General features: G+C 73.2%; 22 protein-coding genes. 12 read left to right on the forward strand and 10 right to left on the reverse strand.

The features are described from left to right. The first annotated feature begins 25 nt into the window (after nt 1–25). Nucleotides 26–814 carry a sporulation protein gene (locus tag ACN268_RS29805; RefSeq protein WP_204924161.1) on the forward strand — a complete coding sequence of 263 codons (789 nt, stop codon included), beginning with the start codon at nt 26–28 and terminating at the stop codon, nt 812–814. 191 nt (nt 815–1005) lie between these two features. On the opposite strand, the gene dtd is transcribed toward ACN268_RS29805, so the two are convergent. Then, a complete protein-coding gene (dtd, locus tag ACN268_RS29810) occupies nt 1006–1428 on the reverse strand; it encodes a D-aminoacyl-tRNA deacylase (RefSeq protein ID WP_421486349.1) in 423 nt (140 codons plus the stop codon). After that, nucleotides 1428–2912 carry a DUF7059 domain-containing protein gene (locus ACN268_RS29815; RefSeq protein ID WP_421486351.1) on the reverse strand — a complete coding sequence of 495 codons (1485 nt, stop codon included), beginning with the start codon at nt 2910–2912 and terminating at the stop codon, nt 1428–1430. The genes dtd and ACN268_RS29815 overlap by 1 nt, the downstream gene beginning before the upstream one ends. Before the next feature lie 191 nt (nt 2913–3103). On the opposite strand from ACN268_RS29815, the gene ACN268_RS29820 reads away from it, so the two are divergent. The 3 genes from ACN268_RS29820 (at nt 3104) to ACN268_RS29830 (ending at nt 6308) form a co-directional block, all read left to right on the forward strand. Continuing rightward, complete coding sequence (locus ACN268_RS29820; RefSeq protein ID WP_421486353.1) at nt 3104–4327, forward strand: S8 family peptidase; 1224 nt, start codon at nt 3104–3106, stop codon at nt 4325–4327. A 149-nt stretch (nt 4328–4476) separates the two neighbouring features. Beyond that, complete coding sequence (locus ACN268_RS29825; protein WP_421486354.1) at nt 4477–5052, forward strand: HhH-GPD-type base excision DNA repair protein; 576 nt, start codon at nt 4477–4479, stop codon at nt 5050–5052. A 56-nt stretch (nt 5053–5108) separates the two neighbouring features. Next, the gene (locus tag ACN268_RS29830) at nt 5109–6308 is read left to right on the forward strand and encodes a low temperature requirement protein A (RefSeq protein WP_421486356.1); all 1200 of its coding nucleotides are present in this window, start codon (nt 5109–5111) and stop codon (nt 6306–6308) included. Nucleotides 6309–6317: 9 nt separating this feature from the next. On the opposite strand, the gene ACN268_RS29835 is transcribed toward ACN268_RS29830, so the two are convergent. Then, on the reverse strand, nt 6318–6629 hold the full coding sequence (locus tag ACN268_RS29835; protein ID WP_302741505.1) for a hypothetical protein: 312 nt from the start codon (nt 6627–6629) through the stop codon (nt 6318–6320). 14 nt (nt 6630–6643) lie between these two features. After that, nucleotides 6644–6931, reverse strand: coding sequence for a hypothetical protein (locus ACN268_RS29840; protein WP_281899565.1), 288 nt, complete (start codon nt 6929–6931; stop codon nt 6644–6646). A 103-nt stretch (nt 6932–7034) separates the two neighbouring features. Here ACN268_RS29840 and ACN268_RS29845 point away from each other — a divergent pair, with 103 nt between their 5' ends. Then, nucleotides 7035–7394, forward strand: a complete 360-nt coding sequence (locus tag ACN268_RS29845; protein ID WP_194821888.1) for a DUF3099 domain-containing protein — start codon at nt 7035–7037, stop codon at nt 7392–7394. Nucleotides 7395–7427: 33 nt separating this feature from the next. Here ACN268_RS29845 and ACN268_RS29850 read toward each other — a convergent pair whose 3' ends face one another. Together ACN268_RS29850 and ACN268_RS29855 are read right to left on the reverse strand one after the other, a co-directional pair. Next, the gene (locus tag ACN268_RS29850) at nt 7428–8336 is read right to left on the reverse strand and encodes a carbohydrate kinase family protein (protein ID WP_421486358.1); all 909 of its coding nucleotides are present in this window, start codon (nt 8334–8336) and stop codon (nt 7428–7430) included. Next, entirely contained in the window at nt 8333–9259 is a 927-nt protein-coding gene (locus tag ACN268_RS29855) for a pseudouridine-5'-phosphate glycosidase (protein WP_421486359.1), read from the reverse strand. Before ACN268_RS29855 ends, ACN268_RS29850 begins: the two co-directional genes overlap by 4 nt. Nucleotides 9260–9343: 84 nt before the next feature. On the opposite strand from ACN268_RS29855, the gene ACN268_RS29860 reads away from it, so the two are divergent. From ACN268_RS29860 to ACN268_RS29870, 3 genes are all read left to right on the forward strand, one after another. Then, complete coding sequence (locus ACN268_RS29860; RefSeq protein ID WP_176739083.1) at nt 9344–9568, forward strand: DUF3039 domain-containing protein; 225 nt, start codon at nt 9344–9346, stop codon at nt 9566–9568. Between the two features lie 41 nt (nt 9569–9609). After that, entirely contained in the window at nt 9610–10260 is a 651-nt protein-coding gene (locus tag ACN268_RS29865) for a trimeric intracellular cation channel family protein (RefSeq protein ID WP_421486360.1), read from the forward strand. 164 nt (nt 10261–10424) lie between these two features. Continuing rightward, entirely contained in the window at nt 10425–12158 is a 1734-nt protein-coding gene (locus ACN268_RS29870) for a DEAD/DEAH box helicase (protein ID WP_088646427.1), read from the forward strand. Between the two features lie 278 nt (nt 12159–12436). Here ACN268_RS29870 and ACN268_RS29875 read toward each other — a convergent pair whose 3' ends face one another. Together ACN268_RS29875 and ACN268_RS29880 are read right to left on the reverse strand one after the other, a co-directional pair. After that, nucleotides 12437–12670 carry a DUF7455 domain-containing protein gene (locus ACN268_RS29875; protein ID WP_088646450.1) on the reverse strand — a complete coding sequence of 78 codons (234 nt, stop codon included), beginning with the start codon at nt 12668–12670 and terminating at the stop codon, nt 12437–12439. Nucleotides 12671–12918: 248 nt separating this feature from the next. After that, nucleotides 12919–14526 (reverse strand): RNA polymerase sigma factor, encoded by a 1608-nt coding sequence (locus ACN268_RS29880; protein ID WP_421486361.1) that lies wholly within the window; start codon nt 14524–14526, stop codon nt 12919–12921. A 449-nt stretch (nt 14527–14975) separates the two neighbouring features. On the opposite strand from ACN268_RS29880, the gene ACN268_RS29885 reads away from it, so the two are divergent. Then, a complete protein-coding gene (locus ACN268_RS29885; protein WP_421486363.1) occupies nt 14976–15788 on the forward strand; it encodes an inositol monophosphatase family protein in 813 nt (270 codons plus the stop codon). 99 nt (nt 15789–15887) lie between these two features. On the opposite strand, the gene ACN268_RS29890 is transcribed toward ACN268_RS29885, so the two are convergent. After that, complete coding sequence (locus ACN268_RS29890) at nt 15888–16403, reverse strand: LytR C-terminal domain-containing protein (RefSeq protein ID WP_363656431.1); 516 nt, start codon at nt 16401–16403, stop codon at nt 15888–15890. A gap of 433 nt (nt 16404–16836) precedes the next feature. Here ACN268_RS29890 and ACN268_RS29895 point away from each other — a divergent pair, with 433 nt between their 5' ends. After that, a complete protein-coding gene (locus ACN268_RS29895; RefSeq protein WP_067315205.1) occupies nt 16837–17133 on the forward strand; it encodes a DUF4193 domain-containing protein in 297 nt (98 codons plus the stop codon). Nucleotides 17134–17268: 135 nt separating this feature from the next. Continuing rightward, nucleotides 17269–18198, forward strand: a complete 930-nt coding sequence (locus ACN268_RS29900; RefSeq protein WP_421486365.1) for a hypothetical protein — start codon at nt 17269–17271, stop codon at nt 18196–18198. 116 nt (nt 18199–18314) lie between these two features. On the opposite strand, the gene ACN268_RS29905 is transcribed toward ACN268_RS29900, so the two are convergent. Then, on the reverse strand, nt 18315–18815 hold the full coding sequence (locus ACN268_RS29905) for a DUF3093 domain-containing protein (RefSeq protein ID WP_421486366.1): 501 nt from the start codon (nt 18813–18815) through the stop codon (nt 18315–18317). Nucleotides 18816–18857: 42 nt separating this feature from the next. Between ACN268_RS29905 and dut the strand changes: the two genes are divergently transcribed. Continuing rightward, nucleotides 18858–19430, forward strand: coding sequence for a dUTP diphosphatase (gene dut, locus ACN268_RS29910; RefSeq protein WP_421486368.1), 573 nt, complete (start codon nt 18858–18860; stop codon nt 19428–19430). Nucleotides 19431–19445 lie beyond the last annotated feature (15 nt).

Consider the following 19445-nt stretch of genomic DNA (forward strand, 5'->3'; position numbering starts at 1 on the left):
ACGCGAACAGGCAATGGAGGACGTGGTGGTCTTCAAGCGGCTCATGCAGTCGATGGGGGTGGGCGGTCCGTCGGTGGAGACCGTGCTCGCCAACCCGAACTGCCGTCCGGGCGGGGTGCTGGAGGGACGGGTGCACGTGGCCGGCGGCGACCACGCCACCGACATCGAGTACGTGGCGCTCGGTCTGGTCACCCGGGTCGAGGTGGAGGGCGCCGACTCCGAGTACGAGACCACCCAGGAGTTCGCCCGGCAGCAGGTCACCGGCCCGTTCCGGCTGGAGGCGGGCCAGCGGTACGACATCCCGTTCCGGTTCGCGGTGCCGTGGGAGACCCCGCTGACCGACCTGTACGGCCACCGGCTGCACGGGATGACGATGGGGCTGCGTACCGAGCTGGAGGTGGCCCGCGCGGTCGACAAGGGTGACCTGGACGCGGTGTCGGTGCACCCGCTGCCGGCCCAGGAGCGGCTGCTGGAGGCGCTGCTGCGGCTGGGCTTCCGGTTCGCCCGCGCCGACGTCGAGCGCGGCCACATCTATGGCGTACGGCAGAGCCTGCCGTTCTACCAGGAGATCGAGTTCTACCCCGCCCCGCAGTACGCCGGGGCGATCAACCAGCTCGAGGTCACCTTCGTCACCGACCCGCACCAGATGCAGGTGGTGCTGGAGCTGGACAAGCGCGGCGGGCTGTTTACCGAGGGCCGGGACACCTTCGGCCGGTTCACCGTCGACCACGCCAACGCCGACCGCACCGACTGGGCCGCCCAGCTCGACGGCTGGCTCCGCCAGTCCCTCCAACGCCGGGGCCTCTTCTCCTGACCCACCCCGCCCCCGCATCCCCCCTCCCGCCCCGCCCCCCGCCCCGCCCGCCCGCCCCGCCCCGCCCCCCTGGTGATCAAGAAGTTTGCGTCAAGTTCGATCTTCAGGATGACGCAAACCTCTTGATCACCGGGGCAGGCGCGGGGACGCGCGGGGGCGCGGGGGGAGGGAGTGGTGGGGCGGGAGGGCTGTCAGAGGTCCAGGAGGAGCGTGCGGGGGCCGATGTTGATGCTCTCGACGAGCATGTGGGCGCGGAAGCGGCCCGTCTCGACCGTCGCGCCCCGGGCCCGCAGCTCCTCTACCACGGCGGTGACCAGCGGTTCGGCCACCTCGGCGGGGGCGGCGGCGGTCCAGCCCGGCCGGCGGCCCCGGCGGGTGTCGCCGTAGAGGGTGAACTGGCTGACCAGCAGGACCGGGGCGCCGGTGTCGGCGGCGCTGCGCTCGTCGTCGAGGATGCGCAGCTCGTGCACCTTGCGGGCCATCGTGCGGGCCAGCTCGGGGGTGTCGGTGTGGGTGATCCCGAGCAGCACCAGCAGGCCGTCGGTGATCGCGCCGACCACCTCGCCGTCGACGGTGACGCTGGCCCGGCCGACGGTCTGCACCACCGCCCGCATCAGTCGGTCACCGGCTCGACGATGCCCCGCTCGACCAGGTGCGCCACGATCGGGCCGGCCGCCTCGGCCAGCTCGTCGGTGGTGACGTCGTGCGCGGCGGCGAGCAGGGCGAGCTGGTCGCGCAGCGGCAACCGCCCGTCGCAGCCGCCGACCAGGGCCAGCACCAGCGGGTCGATCTCCTCGCTCCAGCGCAGCCCGTGCGGCATCGTCAGGACCTGCCGGTCCACCGCCCAGCCCTCGTCGCCGATGGTCGCCTCCTGCCGCAGTTGCAGCCCCGGGGCGGCCCGGTAGCGGGCGTCGAGCACCCCGTCCCCGCCGCGGGCGCGCAGGAAGTCCTGCCGGTCGAACCAGGCGGCCACCTGGTCGCCCAGCGGGGCCTCGACCCGCTGCCGCAGATCCTCCACCCGGACGACGGGATCGGTGTGCCCGCCCCGGCGCAGCGAGACGATGCCGAACCCGACCGCCTCGATCTTGTGCGTGTCGAACCAGTCCAGCCAGGCCGCCGCCCGGTGCGGGTCGGCCGCCTCGCCGACGTCGGTCAGCCACAGGTTGACGTACGCCATCGGGTCGGCGACCTCGCGTTGGATCACCCAGGCGTCCAGGCCGGTGCCGGCGAACCAGCCGGTCACCCGCTCGGCCCAGTCCTCCCCGGCGACGTGCACCCAGTTGGCCAGGTACTGCATGGTGCCGCCCTCGGTGAGCAGGCCCGGGGCGGCGGCGGCCAGTTCCGCGCCGATCGCGTCGCCGACCCGGCCGGAGTCCCGGTAGACGTGGGTGGTGGTGCCCGGCCCGACCACGAACGGCGGGTTGCTGACCACCAGGTCGAACCGGCGGCCGGCCACCGGGGCGACCAGGTCGCCGCGGAGCAGTTCCCAGTCCTGCCCGTTGAGGGCGGCGGTGGTGGCGGCGAAGCGCAGTGCCCGCTCCGACACGTCGGTGGCGGTGACCCGCCGGGCCCGGGTCGCCAGGTGCAGGGCCTGCACACCGGAGCCGGTGCCGAGGTCCAGCGCGGTGTCCACCGGGCGGCGGACGGTCGCCCCGATCAGGGTCTGGGTGGCTCCGCCGATACCGAGCACGTGTTCGCTGGGCAGCGGCCGGCCGGGGCGGGCGCTGGCCGGCACGTCGGCGAGCACCCACCAGTCGTCCCCGTACGGCTCCAGGTCGACCCCGGCGCGCAGGCCGTCGCCGGACGGCTCGACCAGGCCGGCGGCGACGGCCTCGGCGAGGTCGAGCGGGGCGAGCGCGGCGGCGACCGCCGACTCGGGCTCGGTCTGGTCGCAGACGAACACCCGGATCAGGGTGGCCAGCGGGTCCCGCTCCTCGGTGGCGCGCAGCGCGGCCCGGAAGTCGTTGCGGGCCACCCCGCCGGTGGCCTGCGGCCCGAGCCGGCCGGCGATGCCGTTGGCGGTGAAGTCGGCGTCGGTGAGCGCGGTGCGCAGCGCGTCGACGCCGGCGGGGGAGAGCAGCATGTCGTAACGGTCCACCTCGTCATCCTGCCTGCCCCGGGGGCGGGGGGTGGTGGGCACCCGTCGACTTCCATAACACCAGCTCAATCCCCTGGCCGTTATCTCTGTTACGTACGTCGATGTCTCGTTAACATTCCCTCCAACATCCGTCGATGGGACGTTCGGACGGCCCCCGTCTGTCCGGTCGTACCCGGTAGGGAGTTCAGACGATGTCCGACGTGTCCGTCCCCCGGCGTCACGCGCTCCGCGCGGTCGCCGTCGCGGCCGCCGCCGCGGCCCTCTCCGTCGCCGCGGGCGCCCCCGCCCTCGCCGCCCCCACCGGCCAGATCCGCTACGCCTCCGCCCCGGACGCGATCAGCGGCAGCTACCTGGTCGTGCTGAAGGGCGAGGCCGTCGGCGCCGCCAACAGCCGCGCCGCCCGGACCGCCGTGCCGGACCGGGCCGCCAGCCTCACCAAGCGGTACGGCGGCAACGTCGCCGACGTCTACAGCGCCGCGCTCACCGGGTTCAGCGCGAAGATGAGCGCCAGCCAGGCCCGTCGGCTCGCCGCCGACCCGTCGGTGGCGTACGTCGAGCAGGACCGGGTGATGACCGTCCAGGCGACCCAGACCAACCCGCCCTCCTGGGGCCTGGACCGGATCGACCAGCGCAACCTGCCGCTGAACTCCAGCTACACCTACCCGAACACGGCCACCAACGTGCGGGCGTACATCATCGACACCGGCATCCGGACCACCCACACCGACTTCGGCGGCCGGGCCACCTGGGGCACCAACACGGTCGACTCCAACAACACCGACTGCAACGGCCACGGCACGCACGTCGCCGGCACCGTCGGCGGCACCAAGTACGGCGTGGCCAAGGGCGTCCGGCTGATCGCGGTGAAGGTGCTCAACTGCCGGGGCAGCGGCAGCACCACCGGTGTGATCAGCGGCGTCAACTGGGTGACCGCCAACGCGGTCAAGCCGGCGGTGGCCAACATGAGCCTCGGCGGCGGGGTCAGCACCACCCTCGACAACGCGGTGGCCAGCTCGATCAGCTCGGGCGTCACGTACGCCCTGGCGGCCGGCAACTCCAACGCCAACGCCTGCAACTCCTCGCCGTCGCGGGTCGCCTCGGCCATCACGGTCGGCGCCACCACCAACACCGACGCGCGGGCCTCCTACTCCAACTACGGCTCCTGCGTCGACCTGTTCGCGCCGGGCTCGAACATCACCTCGTCGTGGAACACCAACGACAGCGCCACCAACTCGATCAGTGGCACCTCGATGGCGTCCCCGCACGTCGCCGGTGCCGCCGCCCTGGTCCTGTCGGCCAACCCCTCGTACACCCCGGCGCAGGTCGCCAGCTCCCTGACCAGCAGCGCCACCCCCAACGTGGTGACCAGCCCCGGCTCGGGTTCGCCGAACCGGCTGCTCTACGTCGTGAACTGACGCCCCACGGCACCGACGGCCCGGTGGACACCTGTGTCCACCGGGCCGCGCCGTGTCCACCGGGCCGCTTCGCGTCGGGACGGGCCCGGCGCGGCGGGCCGGAGGCGGATGTCGGCCGGCCGGGCGGCCGGGGCGGGCAGGATGGGGGCATGACGCTCTCGCTGCCCATCGACGGTGAGGCCAACCGGCTGCTGGAGCGCAGCCCGCTGGCCCTGCTGACCGGGATGCTGCTCGACCAACAGGTGCCGATGGAGAAGGCGTTCTCCTCGCCGTACGTGCTGGCCCAGCGGCTGGGCCACGACCCGGACGCCCGGGAGTTGGCCGGCTACGATCCGCAGGAACTGGTCGAGGTCTTCGCCCGGCCGCCCGCGCTGCACCGGTTCCCGAAGGCGATGGCCGGCCGGGTGCAGGAGCTGTGCCGGGTCCTGGTCGACCGGTACGCCGGTGACGCCGGCCGGCTCTGGGCGGACGTCACCGACGGGCGGGAACTGCTGCGCCGCATCGCCGACCTGCCCGGCTTCGGCACCCAGAAGGCGCAGATCTTCGTCGCCCTGCTCGGCAAGCGGTACGACGTGCGTCCCGACGGCTGGCGGGAGGCCGCCGGCGGGTACGGCGACCCCGACACCTTCCGCTCGGTCGCCGACGTCACGGACGCGGAGTCGCTGCGCCGGGTGCGCGAGTACAAGCAGCAGGTGAAGGCGGCGGCGAGGGCGGACAGGGGCTGACGCAACCGGAGCCGGGCCGGCTCGTTGAGATCCGCGACAGCGGCGACGGGTGGACGATGGCGGACGAGCGGGGGGCGGCGCTGCTGCGCGGCGGGGGGAGTTCGCCCCGGGCGACCTTCCTCGAACTCTTCTTCGACCTGGTCTTCGTCTTCGCCCTGACCCGGGTCTCCCAGCGGATCATCGACGACCTGGGTGCGGCCGGGGAGGACCTGCCCGTCGAGATCGTCCAGACCCTGGTGATCTTCCTGGCCTTCTGGGCGGTCTGGACGTTCACCGCCTGGGTCACCAGCCGGTACGAGCCGGAACGGCCGGAGATCCAGTTCGTGGTGGTCTACGCGATGCTGGGCTGCATGGTGATGGCGGTCGCCACCCCGCGTGCGTTCGACACCCGCGCGCCGGCCTTCGCCCTCGCGTTCGTGGCGGTGCAGGTGGGCCGGCCGCTCTTCCTCACCCTGGCGTTGCGCGGCCACCCCCGCCGGCTGGTCACGGTGCGGGTCGCGGCCTGGGCGGTGGTCAGCGCCGTGCCCTGGGTGCTCGGGGCGGTGCTGCCCGGGGTGTGGCGGCTGGCCTGCTGGTCGGTGGCCGTCGTCGTCGACTACGCCGGGTTGATGGTCGGCTGGCCGGTGCCCCGACTGGGGGCGACCCGCGCCTCCACCTGGGCGGTGCTGGGGGAGCACCTGGCCGAGCGGCACCAGCAGTTCTTCCTGATCGCCCTCGGCGAGAACATTCTCGTCATCGGGTTGGCGTTCAGCGGGCACAGTTTCTCCACGGCCAGTTCCGGGGCGTTCCTGCTCTCCTTCGTCACCACCGTGCTGTTCTGGCGGATCTACTTCCACCGGGCGGGTCACCTGCTCGCCGAGGCGATCCGGGTGGCCCGTGCGCCCGGCCGGCTGGGGGAGTCGATGAGCTGGACCCATCTGGCGATCGTCGCCGGAGTGCTGACCACGGCGGTCGGCTACGAGTTGGCGATCGTGCACCCGTACGAGCGGACCGAGTTGGCCTGGGCGGTCTTCCTGACGGGTGGGCCGGCGGTCTTCCTGCTCGCCCGCGCCCGCTTCGAGCACGAGGTGTTCGGGCGGGTGTCCCGCTCCCGGATCGTCGCGGTGCTCGTCCTGGCCGTGCTGACGCCCCTGGTGACCCTGACGGTCAGCGTTGTGGCGCTCGCCGCGACCGCGACCGTGCTCGCGGCGGTCACGGTCGCGGATTTCCGCCGGGCGTACGGGCGGCCACCGGAGCGGCCCCGCCCGGCCCTGTGAACGGGCCGGTCAGGCGGCGGTGGGGCGGGACAGCGAGGCGAGCGCCCGGCGTACGTCGGCGAGCGAGACGGTGGCCGAGTCGTCCAGGTCGGCCAGGCCGGCCTCGATCCACTGCCGCATCAGGGTGGTGACGCCGATGCCCCGCGCCTCGGCCGCCGCCCGGACCCGCTCGTAGGTGTCCATCGGCAGGCGTACCGAACGGCTGACCATCGGCACGTCGGTGTCGGGGGCGGGCAGTTCCACCGGCTGACTGTCGTCGATCAGCTCGGCGAACGTGTCGTCGCCGCCGTGGAATCGCTTGATGGCCTCGTCACGGTTCATCGCCGTCGCCTCCTCTATCGGCGCGTTCTCCGCACGGTCTCGTCGTAGCGCTTGGCCTCGACGTCGCTCAGGTCGCGGGCGGAGAGGACGTCCCAGTCGTGGTCGGTGCCGTCGGCCTCGGCGAGCAGGACGGCCAGCCGTCGGCCGCGACCGCTCGCCGCGTAGACGACCGTCAGGTCCTCGCCGAGGTGCCGGATCACCCGGCGGGTGCTGTGCAACGCCTCCCAGACTTCCCCGGGGGTGACGTCGTAGACCCGCAGGTTGGCCAACGCCTCCTCGGTGAAGCTGAACCGGCTGCCCACCGCCGGAGCGTACCACGCACGTAACACGATCCCGGTATGCGTCGATTTTCGCTGATCAAGGTGGTGCGGTGACAGGATGGTGGGTAATCCCCTCAGGAGGTCCATGGTGAAGCGTCAGGCGTACCAGCCGATTCTGATCACCGACGCCTCGCGCAGCCAGGACGACCAGCTCACCAGCCGACAGAAGCGGTACGTGCTGATGATGGGCATCCGGGTGGCCTGCGTGATCGCCGGAGCGGTCCTGGTCGGCACGAAGGCCCCGCTGCTCTGGCTCTGGCTGCCCCTGGTGGCGCTGGGCATGATCCTCATCCCCTGGCTGGCGGTGCTGCTCGCCAACGACCGCCCGCCCAAGGAGGAACACCGGCTGGCCACCAGGTTCCAGCCCCGGCACCGCGACGAGACCCCGCCGATGAGCCTCACCGCCGAGGAACGCCCGCACCGGATCATCGACGCCGAACCCTGACGGGGCCGGCCGGTGCGGGCGTGGCCGGCACCGTTACCCGCCGGTCGCCTCCGGCCGGGCACCCACCATCGAGACCGCCAGGGCGCCCAGGTCGGCGGCCCTGGTCAACGCGGCCCTCGGGGTCGCGCCGGTGGTCCAGGCGGTGAGCAGGCCGGCCGCGAAGGCGTCCCCGGCCCCGGTGACGTCCACCACGGCGACCCGCAGCGACGGCGTCACCCCGACGGTGGCCCGCCGGTCCACCCAGATCGCGCCCGCCCCGCCCCGCTTGACCACCACCCGCCGGGCCGCCGCCGACAACGCCCGCGCCTGGGCCGCCGGATCCAGCCCGCCGGCCAGCACCCCCGCCTCGTCCGCGTTGACCAGCAGCAGGTCGACGTCGCGTACCCAGGACAGGAAGGCCGCCGCGCCGATGCGCCGCAGCGGCGCGGCGGAGGCGGCGTCGACGCTGGTGGTCAGCCCGTGCTCGCGGGCGGCGGCCAACGCGCGCAGTCCGGCCGGTCGCGACCCGGCATCCAGCAGGCAGTACGCGGACAGGTGCAGATGGGCGGCGTCGGGTAGCGCCGCCAGGGCCCGGTCCACGTGGTCGGCGGTCAGCCGCAGGTTCGCCCCCCGCTCGGTGACCATGGTCCGCTCGTCGGCGGTGGCCAGCACGATCACCGTTCCGGTGGTGGCCTGCGGGTGCACCTCGACCGCGCAGTCCACCCCCGCCCGCTCCAGCTCGGCCACCCGGTCCCGGCCGGCGCTGTCGTCGCCGACCGCCCCGACCAGCGTCACCGGCGCGCGCTGGGCGGCGATCCAGGCGGCGGTGTTGGCCGCCTGCCCGCCGCCGGTGACCTTGATGGTCGCCGGGGTGTCCGAGCCGGTGGCCAGCGCTCCGGCCAGCACGGCGACCACGTCGGTGATCAGGTCGCCGACCACCACGATCCGACCGGGAGCGGTCATGCGGCGGCGCGTCCGGCCGCCGCGACCGCGATCCGGGCGGCCAGGTCGGCGTTGCGCAGGATGATCCGGACGTTGACCGCCAGGCTGGCGCCCTCGGTCGCCGAGTGGAAGTGGGCCAGCAGGAACGGAGTGACCGCCTTGCCGGTGACGCCCTCGCGGCCCAACCGGGCCAGGCCCTCGGCGAGGGTGCGGTCGTGCAGCGCCGGGTCGAGCTGCTCGTCGACCGGGAGCGGGTTGGCCACGATCAGGCCGCCGCCGTGCACCCCGTGCTGCTCGCGGGCGGCGAGCACCGCGGCGACCTGCTCGGGGGAGTCCACCGACCAGTCCAGGTCGAACCCGGACTCGGTCAGGTAGAAGCCGGGGAAACGCCGGGTGCGGTAGCCGACCACCCCGACGCCGAGGGTCTCCAGCCGCTCCAGGGTCGCCCCGACGTCGAGGATCGACTTGACCCCGGCGCAGACCACCGTGATCGGGGTACGGGCCAGGGTGACCAGGTCGGCCGACTCGTCGAAGGTCTGCGCCGCCTCCCGGTGCACCCCGCCCAGGCCGCCGGTGGCGAAGACGCCGATCCCGACGGCGGCGGCCACCGCGCTGGTGGCGGCCACGGTGGTGGCCCCGTCGGCGCCGGTGGCGGCGGCCACGGCGAGGTCGCGGACGGAGAGCTTCGCCACACCGTCGACGGTGGCGAGCCGGGTCAGCTCGGCGTCGTCGAGGCCGACGACGAGTTCGCCGCCGACCATGCCGATGGTGGCGGGAACGGCCCCGGCGTCGCGTACCGTCTGCTCGATCTGCCGGGCGACCCGCAGGTTGTCCGGTCGGGGCAGACCGTGCGAGACGATCGTGCTCTCCAGGGCGACGACGGGACGGCCGTCACGCAGGGCTTCGGCGACCTCGGTACCGGGCCGGATGTGAAAGGTGGTCACGTCAGCTACCGTAACTGGCCGCCGTCGGGGTGGGCTGCGGTGGACCGGACCCGGCCGACCTGCCAAACTTGTGCAGTTGGAGGTGTGACTGTGAGTACCGAGGTTCTTGAGCGTCCGGAGTTGAAGGACGCCGACACGGGTCCCGAGATGTTCCATTACGTGCGCAAAGAGAAGATCGCCGAGAGTGCCGTGATGGGCACCTACGTGGTGGCGCTCTGCGGCGAGACGTTCCCGGTGACCAAGGCCGCCAAGCCCGGCTCGCCGGTCTGCCCGAAGTGCAAGGAGATCTACGACTCGTACCGCGAGTGATCCGGGCGGTCCGCCGGACCGCCCCCGTAACCTTCGGCGGTGTGACCACCTCCACCGCCCTGCTCCTGGCCGACCTGACCGGGGTGGCCGTCTTCGCCGCCTCCGGTGCCTCGGCGGCGGTGGCGAAGCGGCTCGACCTGTTCGGCGTCGTCTTCGTCGGGTTCGTCGCCGCGCTGGGCGGTGGGATCTTCCGTGACCTGGTCATCGACGAGGTCCCGCCGCTCGCCTTCGCCGACTGGCGCTACGCCGCCACCGCCGCGGTCACCGCCAGCGCCGTGTTCTGGCTGCACCCGCAGCTCGCCCGGCTGCGCACCACCGTGCTGGTGCTCGACGCCGCCGGGCTCGGCCTGTTCACCGTCACCGGCACGCTCAAGGCGCTCGACGCCCGGGTGCCGGCGGTCGGCGCGGTGGTGATCGGCATGCTCACCGCGATCGGCGGCGGGCTGGGCCGGGACCTGCTCACCGCCGAGATCCCGGTGGTGCTGCGCCGGGAGATCTACGCCGTCGCCGCGCTCGCCGGATCGATCATGGTGGTGCTGCTGTCGGCGCTGGGGTACGCCGGGGCGGGCGGGCTGACCGCCGCGGCGCTGCTGGTCTTCGTGCTGCGTCTGGTGGCGCTGCGGCGACGGTGGTCGGCACCGGTGCCGACGATGCGTCCGCCGGAGACCGGCCTCGGTCGTCCACCCCGCTGACCGGCGGCGGGACCGGTCGGCGTGGTGTCGGCTGGGGTTGCCGGGCCCGGCTGGTTATGCTGGGCCGGCCTTCGCGGCATGCTCTGCGCGGAGGCGTTTTCATGGGCGGCGGTACCGTGGCCCTCGGCCCGGATCCGCCTCGTGCGGTCGGAGAGGAGCCTCGGGTGGCACCCCGGTTGCCGGCGTTGGAGACGTTCCCGCCCCTGCGCGCCTGGCAGCGCAAGGCGATGGTGGAGTACCTGCGCCGTCGTACCGAAGACTTCACCGCCGTCGCCACCCCCGGCGCCGGCAAGACCACCTTCGCCCTGCGGATCGCCGCCGAGCTGCTGGTCGACGGCACCGTCGAGGCGGTCACCGTGGTCGCCCCGACCGAGCACCTGAAGACCCAGTGGGCGCAGGCCGCCGCCCGGGTCGGCATCCAGCTCGACTCCGCGTTCCGCAACGCCGACCTGCACTCCGCCGCCGACTTCCACGGCGCGGTCGTCACCTACGCCCAGGTCGGGATGGCCCCGCAGGTGCACCGGCGGCGCACCATGACCCGCCGCACCCTGGTCATCCTCGACGAGATCCACCACGCCGGGGACTCCCGCTCCTGGGGCGACGGGGTCAAGAACGCCTTCGAACCCGCGGTACGCCGGCTGATGCTCACCGGGACGCCGTTCCGCTCCGACGACAACCCGATCCCGTTCGTCACCTACGAGCGCGGCGGCGACGGGCTGCTGCGCTCCCGCGCCGACTCGGTCTACGGCTACTCCGACGCGCTGCGCGACGGCGTCGTACGCCCGGTGCTGTTCCTGGCGTACTCGGGGGAGACCCGCTGGCGCACCAACGCCGGGGACGAGTTGGCGGCGCGGCTCGGCGAGCCGATGACCCAGGACCTGATCGCCCAGGCCTGGCGGACCGCGCTGGACCCGGCCGGGGACTGGATGCCGCAGGTGCTGCGGGCGGCCGACGCCCGGCTGACCGTGCTGCGCAACGCCGGGATGGCCGACGCCGGTGGCCTGATCATCGCCAGCGACCAGCAGAACGCCCGCTCGTACGCGAAGCTGATCGAACAGGTCACCGGGGAGAAGGCCACCGTGGTCCTCTCCGACGACCAGGGCGCGTCCGCGCGGATCGCGACGTTCGCGGCGTCCGAGCAGCGGTGGCTGGTGGCGGTCCGGATGGTCTCCGAGGGCGTCGACATCCCCCGGCTGGCGGTCGGGGTGTACGCCACCAGCGCCAGCACCCCGCTGTACTTCGCGCAGGCCATCGGCCGGTTCGTCCGGGCCCGCCGCCCCGGCGAGACCGCCTCGGTGTTCGTGCCGAGCGTGCCGCACCTGCTCGGCCTGGCCAGCGAGATGGAGGCCGAGCGGGACCACGTGCTCGGCAAGCCCAAGGACCGCGAGGGCTTCGACGACGACCTGCTGGAGCGGGCCCAACGCGACGAGCAGGCCAGCGGCGAGCTGGAGAAGCGGTTCACCGCGTTGTCCGCGACCGCCGAACTGGACCAGGTGATCTTCGACGGGGCGTCCTTCGGCACCGCCGCCCAGGCCGGCACCCCCGAGGAGGAGGAGTACCTGGGGCTGCCCGGTCTGCTCACCGCCGACCAGGTGTCGCTGCTGTTGACCAAACGGCAGGCCGACCAGCTCGCCGCGCAGCGGCGTCGGACGGCCGTCCAGGCCGCTGAGCCGGCCGCTGCGGCTCCGGCCGCGCCCGCCGTACCTCTGAGTGCCGCCCAGCGTCGGGTAGCGCTCCGGCGTCAGCTGAACGCTCTGGTGGCCGCCCGGCACCACCGCACCGGACTGCCCCACGGCAAGATCCACGCCGAGCTGCGCCGACTCTGCGGTGGCCCGCCCAGCGCCCAGGCCACCATCGAACAGCTCGAGGAACGCATAGCCACCGTCCAGACCCTCTGACGCTCCCCGTTCCCCTCCCGTTCGGCCCGGCCCCGCCCCGGCCCCCGTTCTTCCCGGCCCCGGATGCCCCAGCTTTTCCCGGTGATCAAGAGGTTGGCGTCAGAAACCGGTCGGATGGTGACGCGAACCTCTTGATCACCGGGCCGGTGAAGGGGAATCCGGGGCCGGGAGGGGTGGGCCGCCGGAGTGTGGTGGGGGAGTGCGTGCAGCCGGGAACAGCGGGGCGGAGGCACCCTGTGGGTGCCTCCGCCCCGCTGCGTCGTCGTAGGGGTTTCGGGTCAGTTCGCCATCAGATCGGCGCCTCGCCAGCTGAACTCGGGGTCCGTCGCGAACTTCACCGTGATCTTCACGAGATCCTCGGCGTACTTGTTCGCGTGGTGCCCACAGAACACCAACTCGCTCCCACCCGCCAGAGTGATACGGAGCTTGCCGGCAGCATTGCAGCGGTCGCACCGTTCATCGGCGGCTGGGGGAGCCACCGTTTCGGGCGGCGGCGTGAGGGTCGGGGTCATCGCCTTCCTCCTCTGGTCGTCACCGATGAACACTCTCTTCGGTCGTTGCTCACTCATCGTGCAACACCCTTACCGGGCCCCGCCTTCCCAGTGTGCCCGCGGGGGACCGAGGTCACACCTGGCGGGAAGGACAGTGTGCCGTGCACCCAGGGTGCCACGTCAACGATCACAAACACGTATTGGACGGGTCACCATCGCATGTTCTACGCCTGGTGATCAAACCGACACGACGGGTTGACGTGACCGGCTCAGTCCAGGTAGTCCCGGAGGACCTGGGAGCGCGATGGGTGCCTGAGCTTGGACATCGTCTTGGACTCGATCTGCCGGATCCGCTCCCGGGTCACCCCGTAGACCTGGCCGATCTCGTCGAGGGTGCGCGGCTGGCCGTCGGTCAGGCCGAAACGCAGCCGGACCACCCCCGCCTCCCGCTCGGAGAGCGTCTGCAGGACCTGCTGGAGCTGGTCCTGCAGCAGGGAGAACGAGACGGCGTCGACCGCGACCACGGCCTCCGAGTCCTCGATGAAGTCACCGAGCTGGCTGTCGCCCTCGTCACCGATGGTCTGGTCGAGCGAGATCGGCTCCCGAGCGTACTGCTGGATCTCCAGCACCTTCTCGGGTGTGATGTCCATCTCCTTGGCCAGCTCCTCCGGGGTGGGCTCGCGGCCCAGGTCCTGGAGCAGCTCGCGCTGGATGCGGCCGAGCTTGTTGATCACCTCGACCATGTGCACCGGGATGCGGATGGTACGGGCCTGGTCGGCCATCGCCCGGGTGATCGCCTGCCGGATCCACCAGGTGGCGTACGTGGAGAACTTGTAGCCCTTGGTGTAGTCGAACTTCTCGACGGCACGGATCAGGCCGAGGTTGCCCTCCTGGATGAGGTCGAGGAAGGCCATCCCCCGCCCGGTGTACCGCTTGGCCAGCGAGACGACCAGCCGGAGGTTCGCCTCCAGCAGGTGGTTCTTGGCGCGCTCGCCGTCCCGGGAGATCCAGAGCAGGTCACGCTGCATGTCGCGGGTCAGCTTCTCCTCGCCGTCGTCGGCGGCACGCAGCCGCTCGGCGGCGTAGAGCCCGGCCTCGATCCGCTTGGCCAGCTCGACCTCCTGCTCGGCGTTGAGCAGCGGAACCTTGCCGATCTGCTTGAGGTACGCCCGGACCGAGTCGGCGGAGGCGGTGAGCTCGGCGTCCCGACGGGCCTGCTTGAGCGCCTCGGACTCCTCGTCGTCCCACTCGAAGTCGTTGTCGGTGGCGGAGGCGGCGGCGTCGGTCTCGGCGGCCCGGGCCAACTCGGCCGGCTCCTCCACCACCACGTCCTCGATCTCCGCGGCCAGCTGCTCGGGATCGATCTCGCCCTCGGCGCCCTCGCCCTTGGCCTTCGTGGCGACCTTGCCGGCCCCGGCGGCGGCCACCGTCGCCTTGGTGGCACGGGTCGACTTCGTCGCCTTGGCGGCCGGCGTGGCGGCCTTCGCGGCCACCCCGGCGGTGGTGGCCGCCTTACGCGGGGCCGCCTTGCGGGGGGCGGGCGCGGTGGCCTCCTCGGCGGCGGGTGCCTGCTTCGGGGCCGGCGCGACGGCCTTCTTGGTGGTCTTGGCGGTGGTGGCCCGCGAGGCCGGTGTGGCCGACCGGGCGGCGGCCACCCGGCGGGGACGGGTGCTGGCGGAGCCGTCGACCACCACGGTGACGCCCGCCTCGGAGAGCGCCCGCAGGATCTTCTTGGCCTGGGCCGGGGTCACCTCGGCGGACTCGACGGTGCGCGCGAGCTGGGCCGACGTCAACTGACCACCGGCGCTCTGGGCGTGGGCGATCAGGGTGTCGGTGAGCGAGCGAACGTCGGCGCCGGGCTGGCGGGGTTCTGTCACGAATGACCTTCCGGAGGCGAAGAGCGAGCACGGCCGGAGTCGTCCGGCGCAGCGTGGCATGCCGCGCCGTCGACGTCGTTGAGTGGCCCCCGTGTCCCGGGCCGGCTGTGCGGCGGTGGTCCGTGGCGCGTGGGCAGGGTGAATTGTAACCCCGGTTGGCGCGATCATCCTGCGGCGCACGGCAACCGGCCGTCTGTACCGCCGGTTCGGCACGGATGTCGACTTTGCGGCCATCTTATCGACCCGCCCCGCCGGTCGGTCGGTCGATGCCGGAAACCGCCTGTCGCACCGGGTGCGCCCGGCCGCGACGGCGCCTGCCTATGCTGTCCGGACGAGATCGACGACGCGCGGCGGGGCACGCGCCGCGCCGGACGGCGGGGCGGGACGCGGTCGGCTCCCGACCGGTACGCCCGGTGCGCGCCCGGCGGCCGCGAAGGGGGCAGGGTTCGATGACGGGTTCGACGCCCACCGCGCGGGAACTGCTCGGGATCGCCGTCGAGGTGGCCCGGGAGGCGGCCGGCACGGCGGCCCGGATGCGGGCCGAGGGGGTCTCGGTCGCGGCGACCAAGAGCACCGCCACCGACGTCGTCACCGCGGCCGACCGGGCGGTGGAACGGCAGGTGGTGGCAGCCCTGCGTGCGGCCCGTCCGGCCGACGTGGTGTACGGCGAGGAGTACGGCGGTGTGGAGGCCGGCGCGGACGGCGTGCGCTGGATCGTCGACCCGATCGACGGCACGGTGAACTACCTGTACGGGCTGCCGTACTGCGCGGTCTCGCTCGCCGCCGAGGTGGCCGGCCGGGTGGTCGCCGGAGTGGTGCGCAACGTCGTGACCGGCGAGGAGTGGACCGCCACCGCCGGTGGTGGGGCCTGGCGCGACGGCCGGCGGCTGCGCTGTTCAGCGGAGACGGAGCTGGGACAGGCGCTGGTCGCCACCGGATTCGGCTACGACGCCGGCCGTCGCCGGCATCAGGCCAGGGTGGTCGCCGAGTTGATCGGGGACGTGCGGGACATCCGGCGGATGGGGGCGGCGGCGCTGGACCTGTGCCTGGCCGCCGAGGGGCGGGTCGACGCCTACTACGAGAAGGGGCTGGCCGCCTGGGACCTGGCCGCGGGCGGGCTGGTCGCCGCGGAGGCCGGACTGCGGGTGACCGGCCTGAACGGCCGCCCGGCCGGCCCCGACCTGGTCATCGCGGCCCCACCGGCGCTGTTCACGCCGCTGCACACCCGACTGGCCGCGCTGGACGCCTCCGGCGGCCCCTGAACCGGGCGGCCGCCGTCCGGCTGCCGGAACATGGCGAGGCAGCCGGACGGCGGGGAACGGCGGTGGGGTCGGTCGGTCGCCGGGGACCGGCGGGGCCGGTTACTTGTCCTCCACCGGCATCGGGCAGGAGCCCTCGGGGGCGACCGGCGCGCCCAGGTCGCCGAGGGACTGGTTGACCTCGGTGGTGGTGGCCAGCTGCTGGAAGCTGTCGCCCAGCACCACGTCGACCGTGTCGTCCTGGCGCTTGGGGTCGTAGTCGCGTTCGGCGTTGTTGAGGAAGAAGGCGCGCAGCAGGTGCGCCGAGCCGACCCCCTTGGGGCCGAACCGCAGCAGCGCGACGCCGTCAAAGTGCGCGGCGTTGCCCTCCTTCTTGACCTGGAACTTCCGGTTGCGGAAGTCGTCGCCCACACTGCTGGCCAGGCCCGGCTCGCCGGTGCCGTTCAGGATGTTGATCTTGACATCCTTGTACGTGCGCAGGGACAGGTCGGCCAGCGGCCAGCCCTCGGGGCAGCCCTTGGCGTTGGCCCCGCTGCCCTGGGTGTCGCGGACCACGGCGACGATGACGATGACCAGGGCGACGACCGCCAGCAGGCCGACGACAACGAGTGCTCGCACTCGCGCAAAGCTCATCTGGGTGCTCCCCGGACAGTGGGTGGTGGCGGCGAACGTCGGCGGCGGGCGGCGCCGTCGGCCGTCGAGTACGCCGCTGAGGTTAACGGTTGTCCGGCGGACGCGTGGAAACAGTCCGACATGCCGGCGCGCCAACCGGGAACGGGGTACTACTACCCCTATCTTCGTGTCGCCTGAGTCACATTGGGAACATCTTGGGCCGCTGGGGCGTACATGTCTGCCGCGAGGGCGGTATACATGCCTCGCCCGGTAGGGGGTAAGGTACCGCGCTCGTCGGGTCCTGCCCCCGGCGACCTTGATCCAGAGGCCGTCGGGTCGGGCGACCGACACACATTGGTGGCCGGCCAGTGGGAACCGAAACAGCGTCGCCCGGCGTTACAACCGGAAGCGACAACATCGATATGGGAGAGTGAAACCGATGGCCACCGACTACGACGCCCCGCGTCGCGACGAGGTCGACCTCGGCGAGGACAGCCTGGAAGAGCTCAAGGCCCGGCGGGTCGACTCACAGTCGGGCGCCGTGGACGTCGACGAGGCCGAGGTGGCCGAGAGCTTCGAGCTGCCCGGCGCCGACCTGGCCGACGAGGAGCTGACCGTGAAGGTCCTCCCGATGCAGCAGGACGAGTTCCGGTGCGGACGCTGCTTCCTGGTGCACCACCGCAGCCAGTTGGCGGTCGAGCGCAACGGCGACCTGATCTGCCGCGAGTGCGTCTGAGCACCCACCACACCAGCGGCGGCCTCCTCGCGGGGCCGCCGCTGCCCGAGCCGCCGTGCGGGTACGGCGGGTTGCTGCTTGACTCGTGGTAGGCGCGTCCACCGGACCGGTGGACACCACGGGAGGGGCAGACGGATGAACGAGCACGGCGGGTCCGATCCGGACGGTCCGAAGTCCGACGCCGGCCCGCCCGTCGTCGTTCCCGGAGACGGCCGGACCGGCACCGACCCGACCGGCACCGACCCGGCCGGTGCCGATCCGGCTGGTACCGATCCGCCCGTCCGGCCCGGCGCCGACCCGGCCGGCGACGAGCTGGGTGCCACGGTGGCGGCGCTGACCGCCGACGACATCGCGCCCGCCCGCCGTCGGCAACTGCTCACCCGGCTCGTCGGGCAGGCCCGGGGCCGGGGCATCGCCGACCTGTTCAAGCCGAGGGCGGCGCTGCGCTGGATGACCGACACGGTCGCCGACGTCGCGCCGCACATCCCCGTCCGCGACCTGGCGACGCTGCGGCGGCACTTCCCCGGCCTGGACGACGAGGCGCTCGCCGACCGGCTGGTCCGCAACGCCACCCGGGCCACCGCAGGGGTGGGCGCGGCCGGAGGCGGCGTCGCCGCGGTGGAGTGGGCGGTCGCCCCGACCCTGCTGTCCGCGCCGGTGCTGCTCGCCGCCGAGACGGTGGCCGTGGTGTCGATCGAACTCAAGCTGATCGGTGAGCTGCACGAGATCTACGGCGCACCGCTGCCCACCGGCGGCACCCCCCGGACCATCGCCCTGGTCCAGTCCTGGGCCAGCCAGCGGGGGATCAACCCGATGATGCCGGGCGTCGGGGTGAGCGCGGTGCTCGGCACCGCCGCCCGCAAGGAGCTGCGGGACACCCTGCTCAAGCGATTCGGCCGCAACCTGACCACGCTGGGCCCGTTCCTCACCGGTGCGGCAGTGGCCAGCTACCTCAACCGGCGGGCCACCCGGTCCCTGGCCGACCAGCTCCGCCGCGACCTGCGCAAGCAGCGCCGGGAGCTGCCCGGCGGGCCACCCGCCCTGCCTGCCCCCGGCCAGCCCTGACCCGGCCGGCCCTGACCTCGAACCACCCCGAACCGACCCCGGCCGACCGGTCCGGGCGGCGCGTCGGGCCTCGCTCAGGCCATGTCGCTCAGGCCGTGTCGCCCAGGCCGTGTCGCTCAGGCCGCGTCGCGGGCGGCCAGCAGGGCGGCCGCCAGCTCGGTCGGCCGGCGGGAACTCACCACCCAGAACGGGGTGGGGTCCTCCGGATCGTCGAGCACCACCTGCACCGCGCCGCCGATCCAGGGCCGCTGCACCACGAAGGCCAGCGGGTCCGCGCCCACCCCGAGCACCTCGCGCCGGCCACCGGCGTCGAGCGGGACGGCGTCGGCGACGTACCGGACGGGCAGGTGGGCGTCGTCGACCCACAGCTCACCGTCGGCGACCGCGACCCGGACCCGGCCCAGCCACCACAACCCGGCCAGGGTGGCCGGCAGCAGCAGCGCGAAGGGCAGCCAGGCGCGTACCCCGCCGGCACCCATCCACAGCTCGACGGCGGCGAACCCGGCCAGGGCCACCCCGGCCGCCCAGCACCACCACGGCAGGCCCAGCCGCTCGGAGTACGTCGGCACGGCCGCGACGTGCGGGGTCGGCGACGACGGGGAAGGCGACAGGCTCACACCTCGAGGGTACGGAACACGACGGCCGGTCGACCCGGCAGGATGGCAGGGCACCCCGTGAACGCCGACGGAAGAGGCAGATCCGTGACCCACGTCGTACCCGTGCCCGTCCGGCAGCTCGATCCGGAGCTGCCGCTGCCCGCGTACGCCCACCCGGGCGACGCCGGCGCCGACCTGGTGGCCGCCGCGGACGTCGAGCTGCCGCCCGGCGGCCGGGCCCTGGTCCCCACCGGCGTGGCGCTGGCCCTGCCGGACGGCTACGTCGGCCTGGTCCACCCACGCTCCGGGTTGGCCGCCAGGCTCGGCGTGACGGTGCTCAACGCGCCCGGTACGGTCGACGCCGGCTACCGGGGTGAGATCCTGGTCAACCTGATCAACCACGATCGGGACGCACCGGCGAAGATCTCCCGTGGCGATCGCATCGCGCAACTCGTTGTCCAGCGGGTGGAGCGGGCCGATTTCCAGCCGGCGGCGGTGCTGCCCGGGTCCCGACGGGGGACCGGCGGACACGGGTCGACCGGTGGCCACGCCGGGCTCGTGCCCCCGCCCGGTGGCCCGACCCGGGCGGCGGACACCGATCGGGTCGGCGAACGGACGGAAGAGGTGGCAGGGTGAGTGCGAACAGCGGAG

The sequence above is a fragment of the Micromonospora sp. WMMD735 genome (assembly GCF_049178995.1).
In the GTDB taxonomy this organism is placed as follows: domain Bacteria; phylum Actinomycetota; class Actinomycetes; order Mycobacteriales; family Micromonosporaceae; genus Micromonospora; species Micromonospora wenchangensis.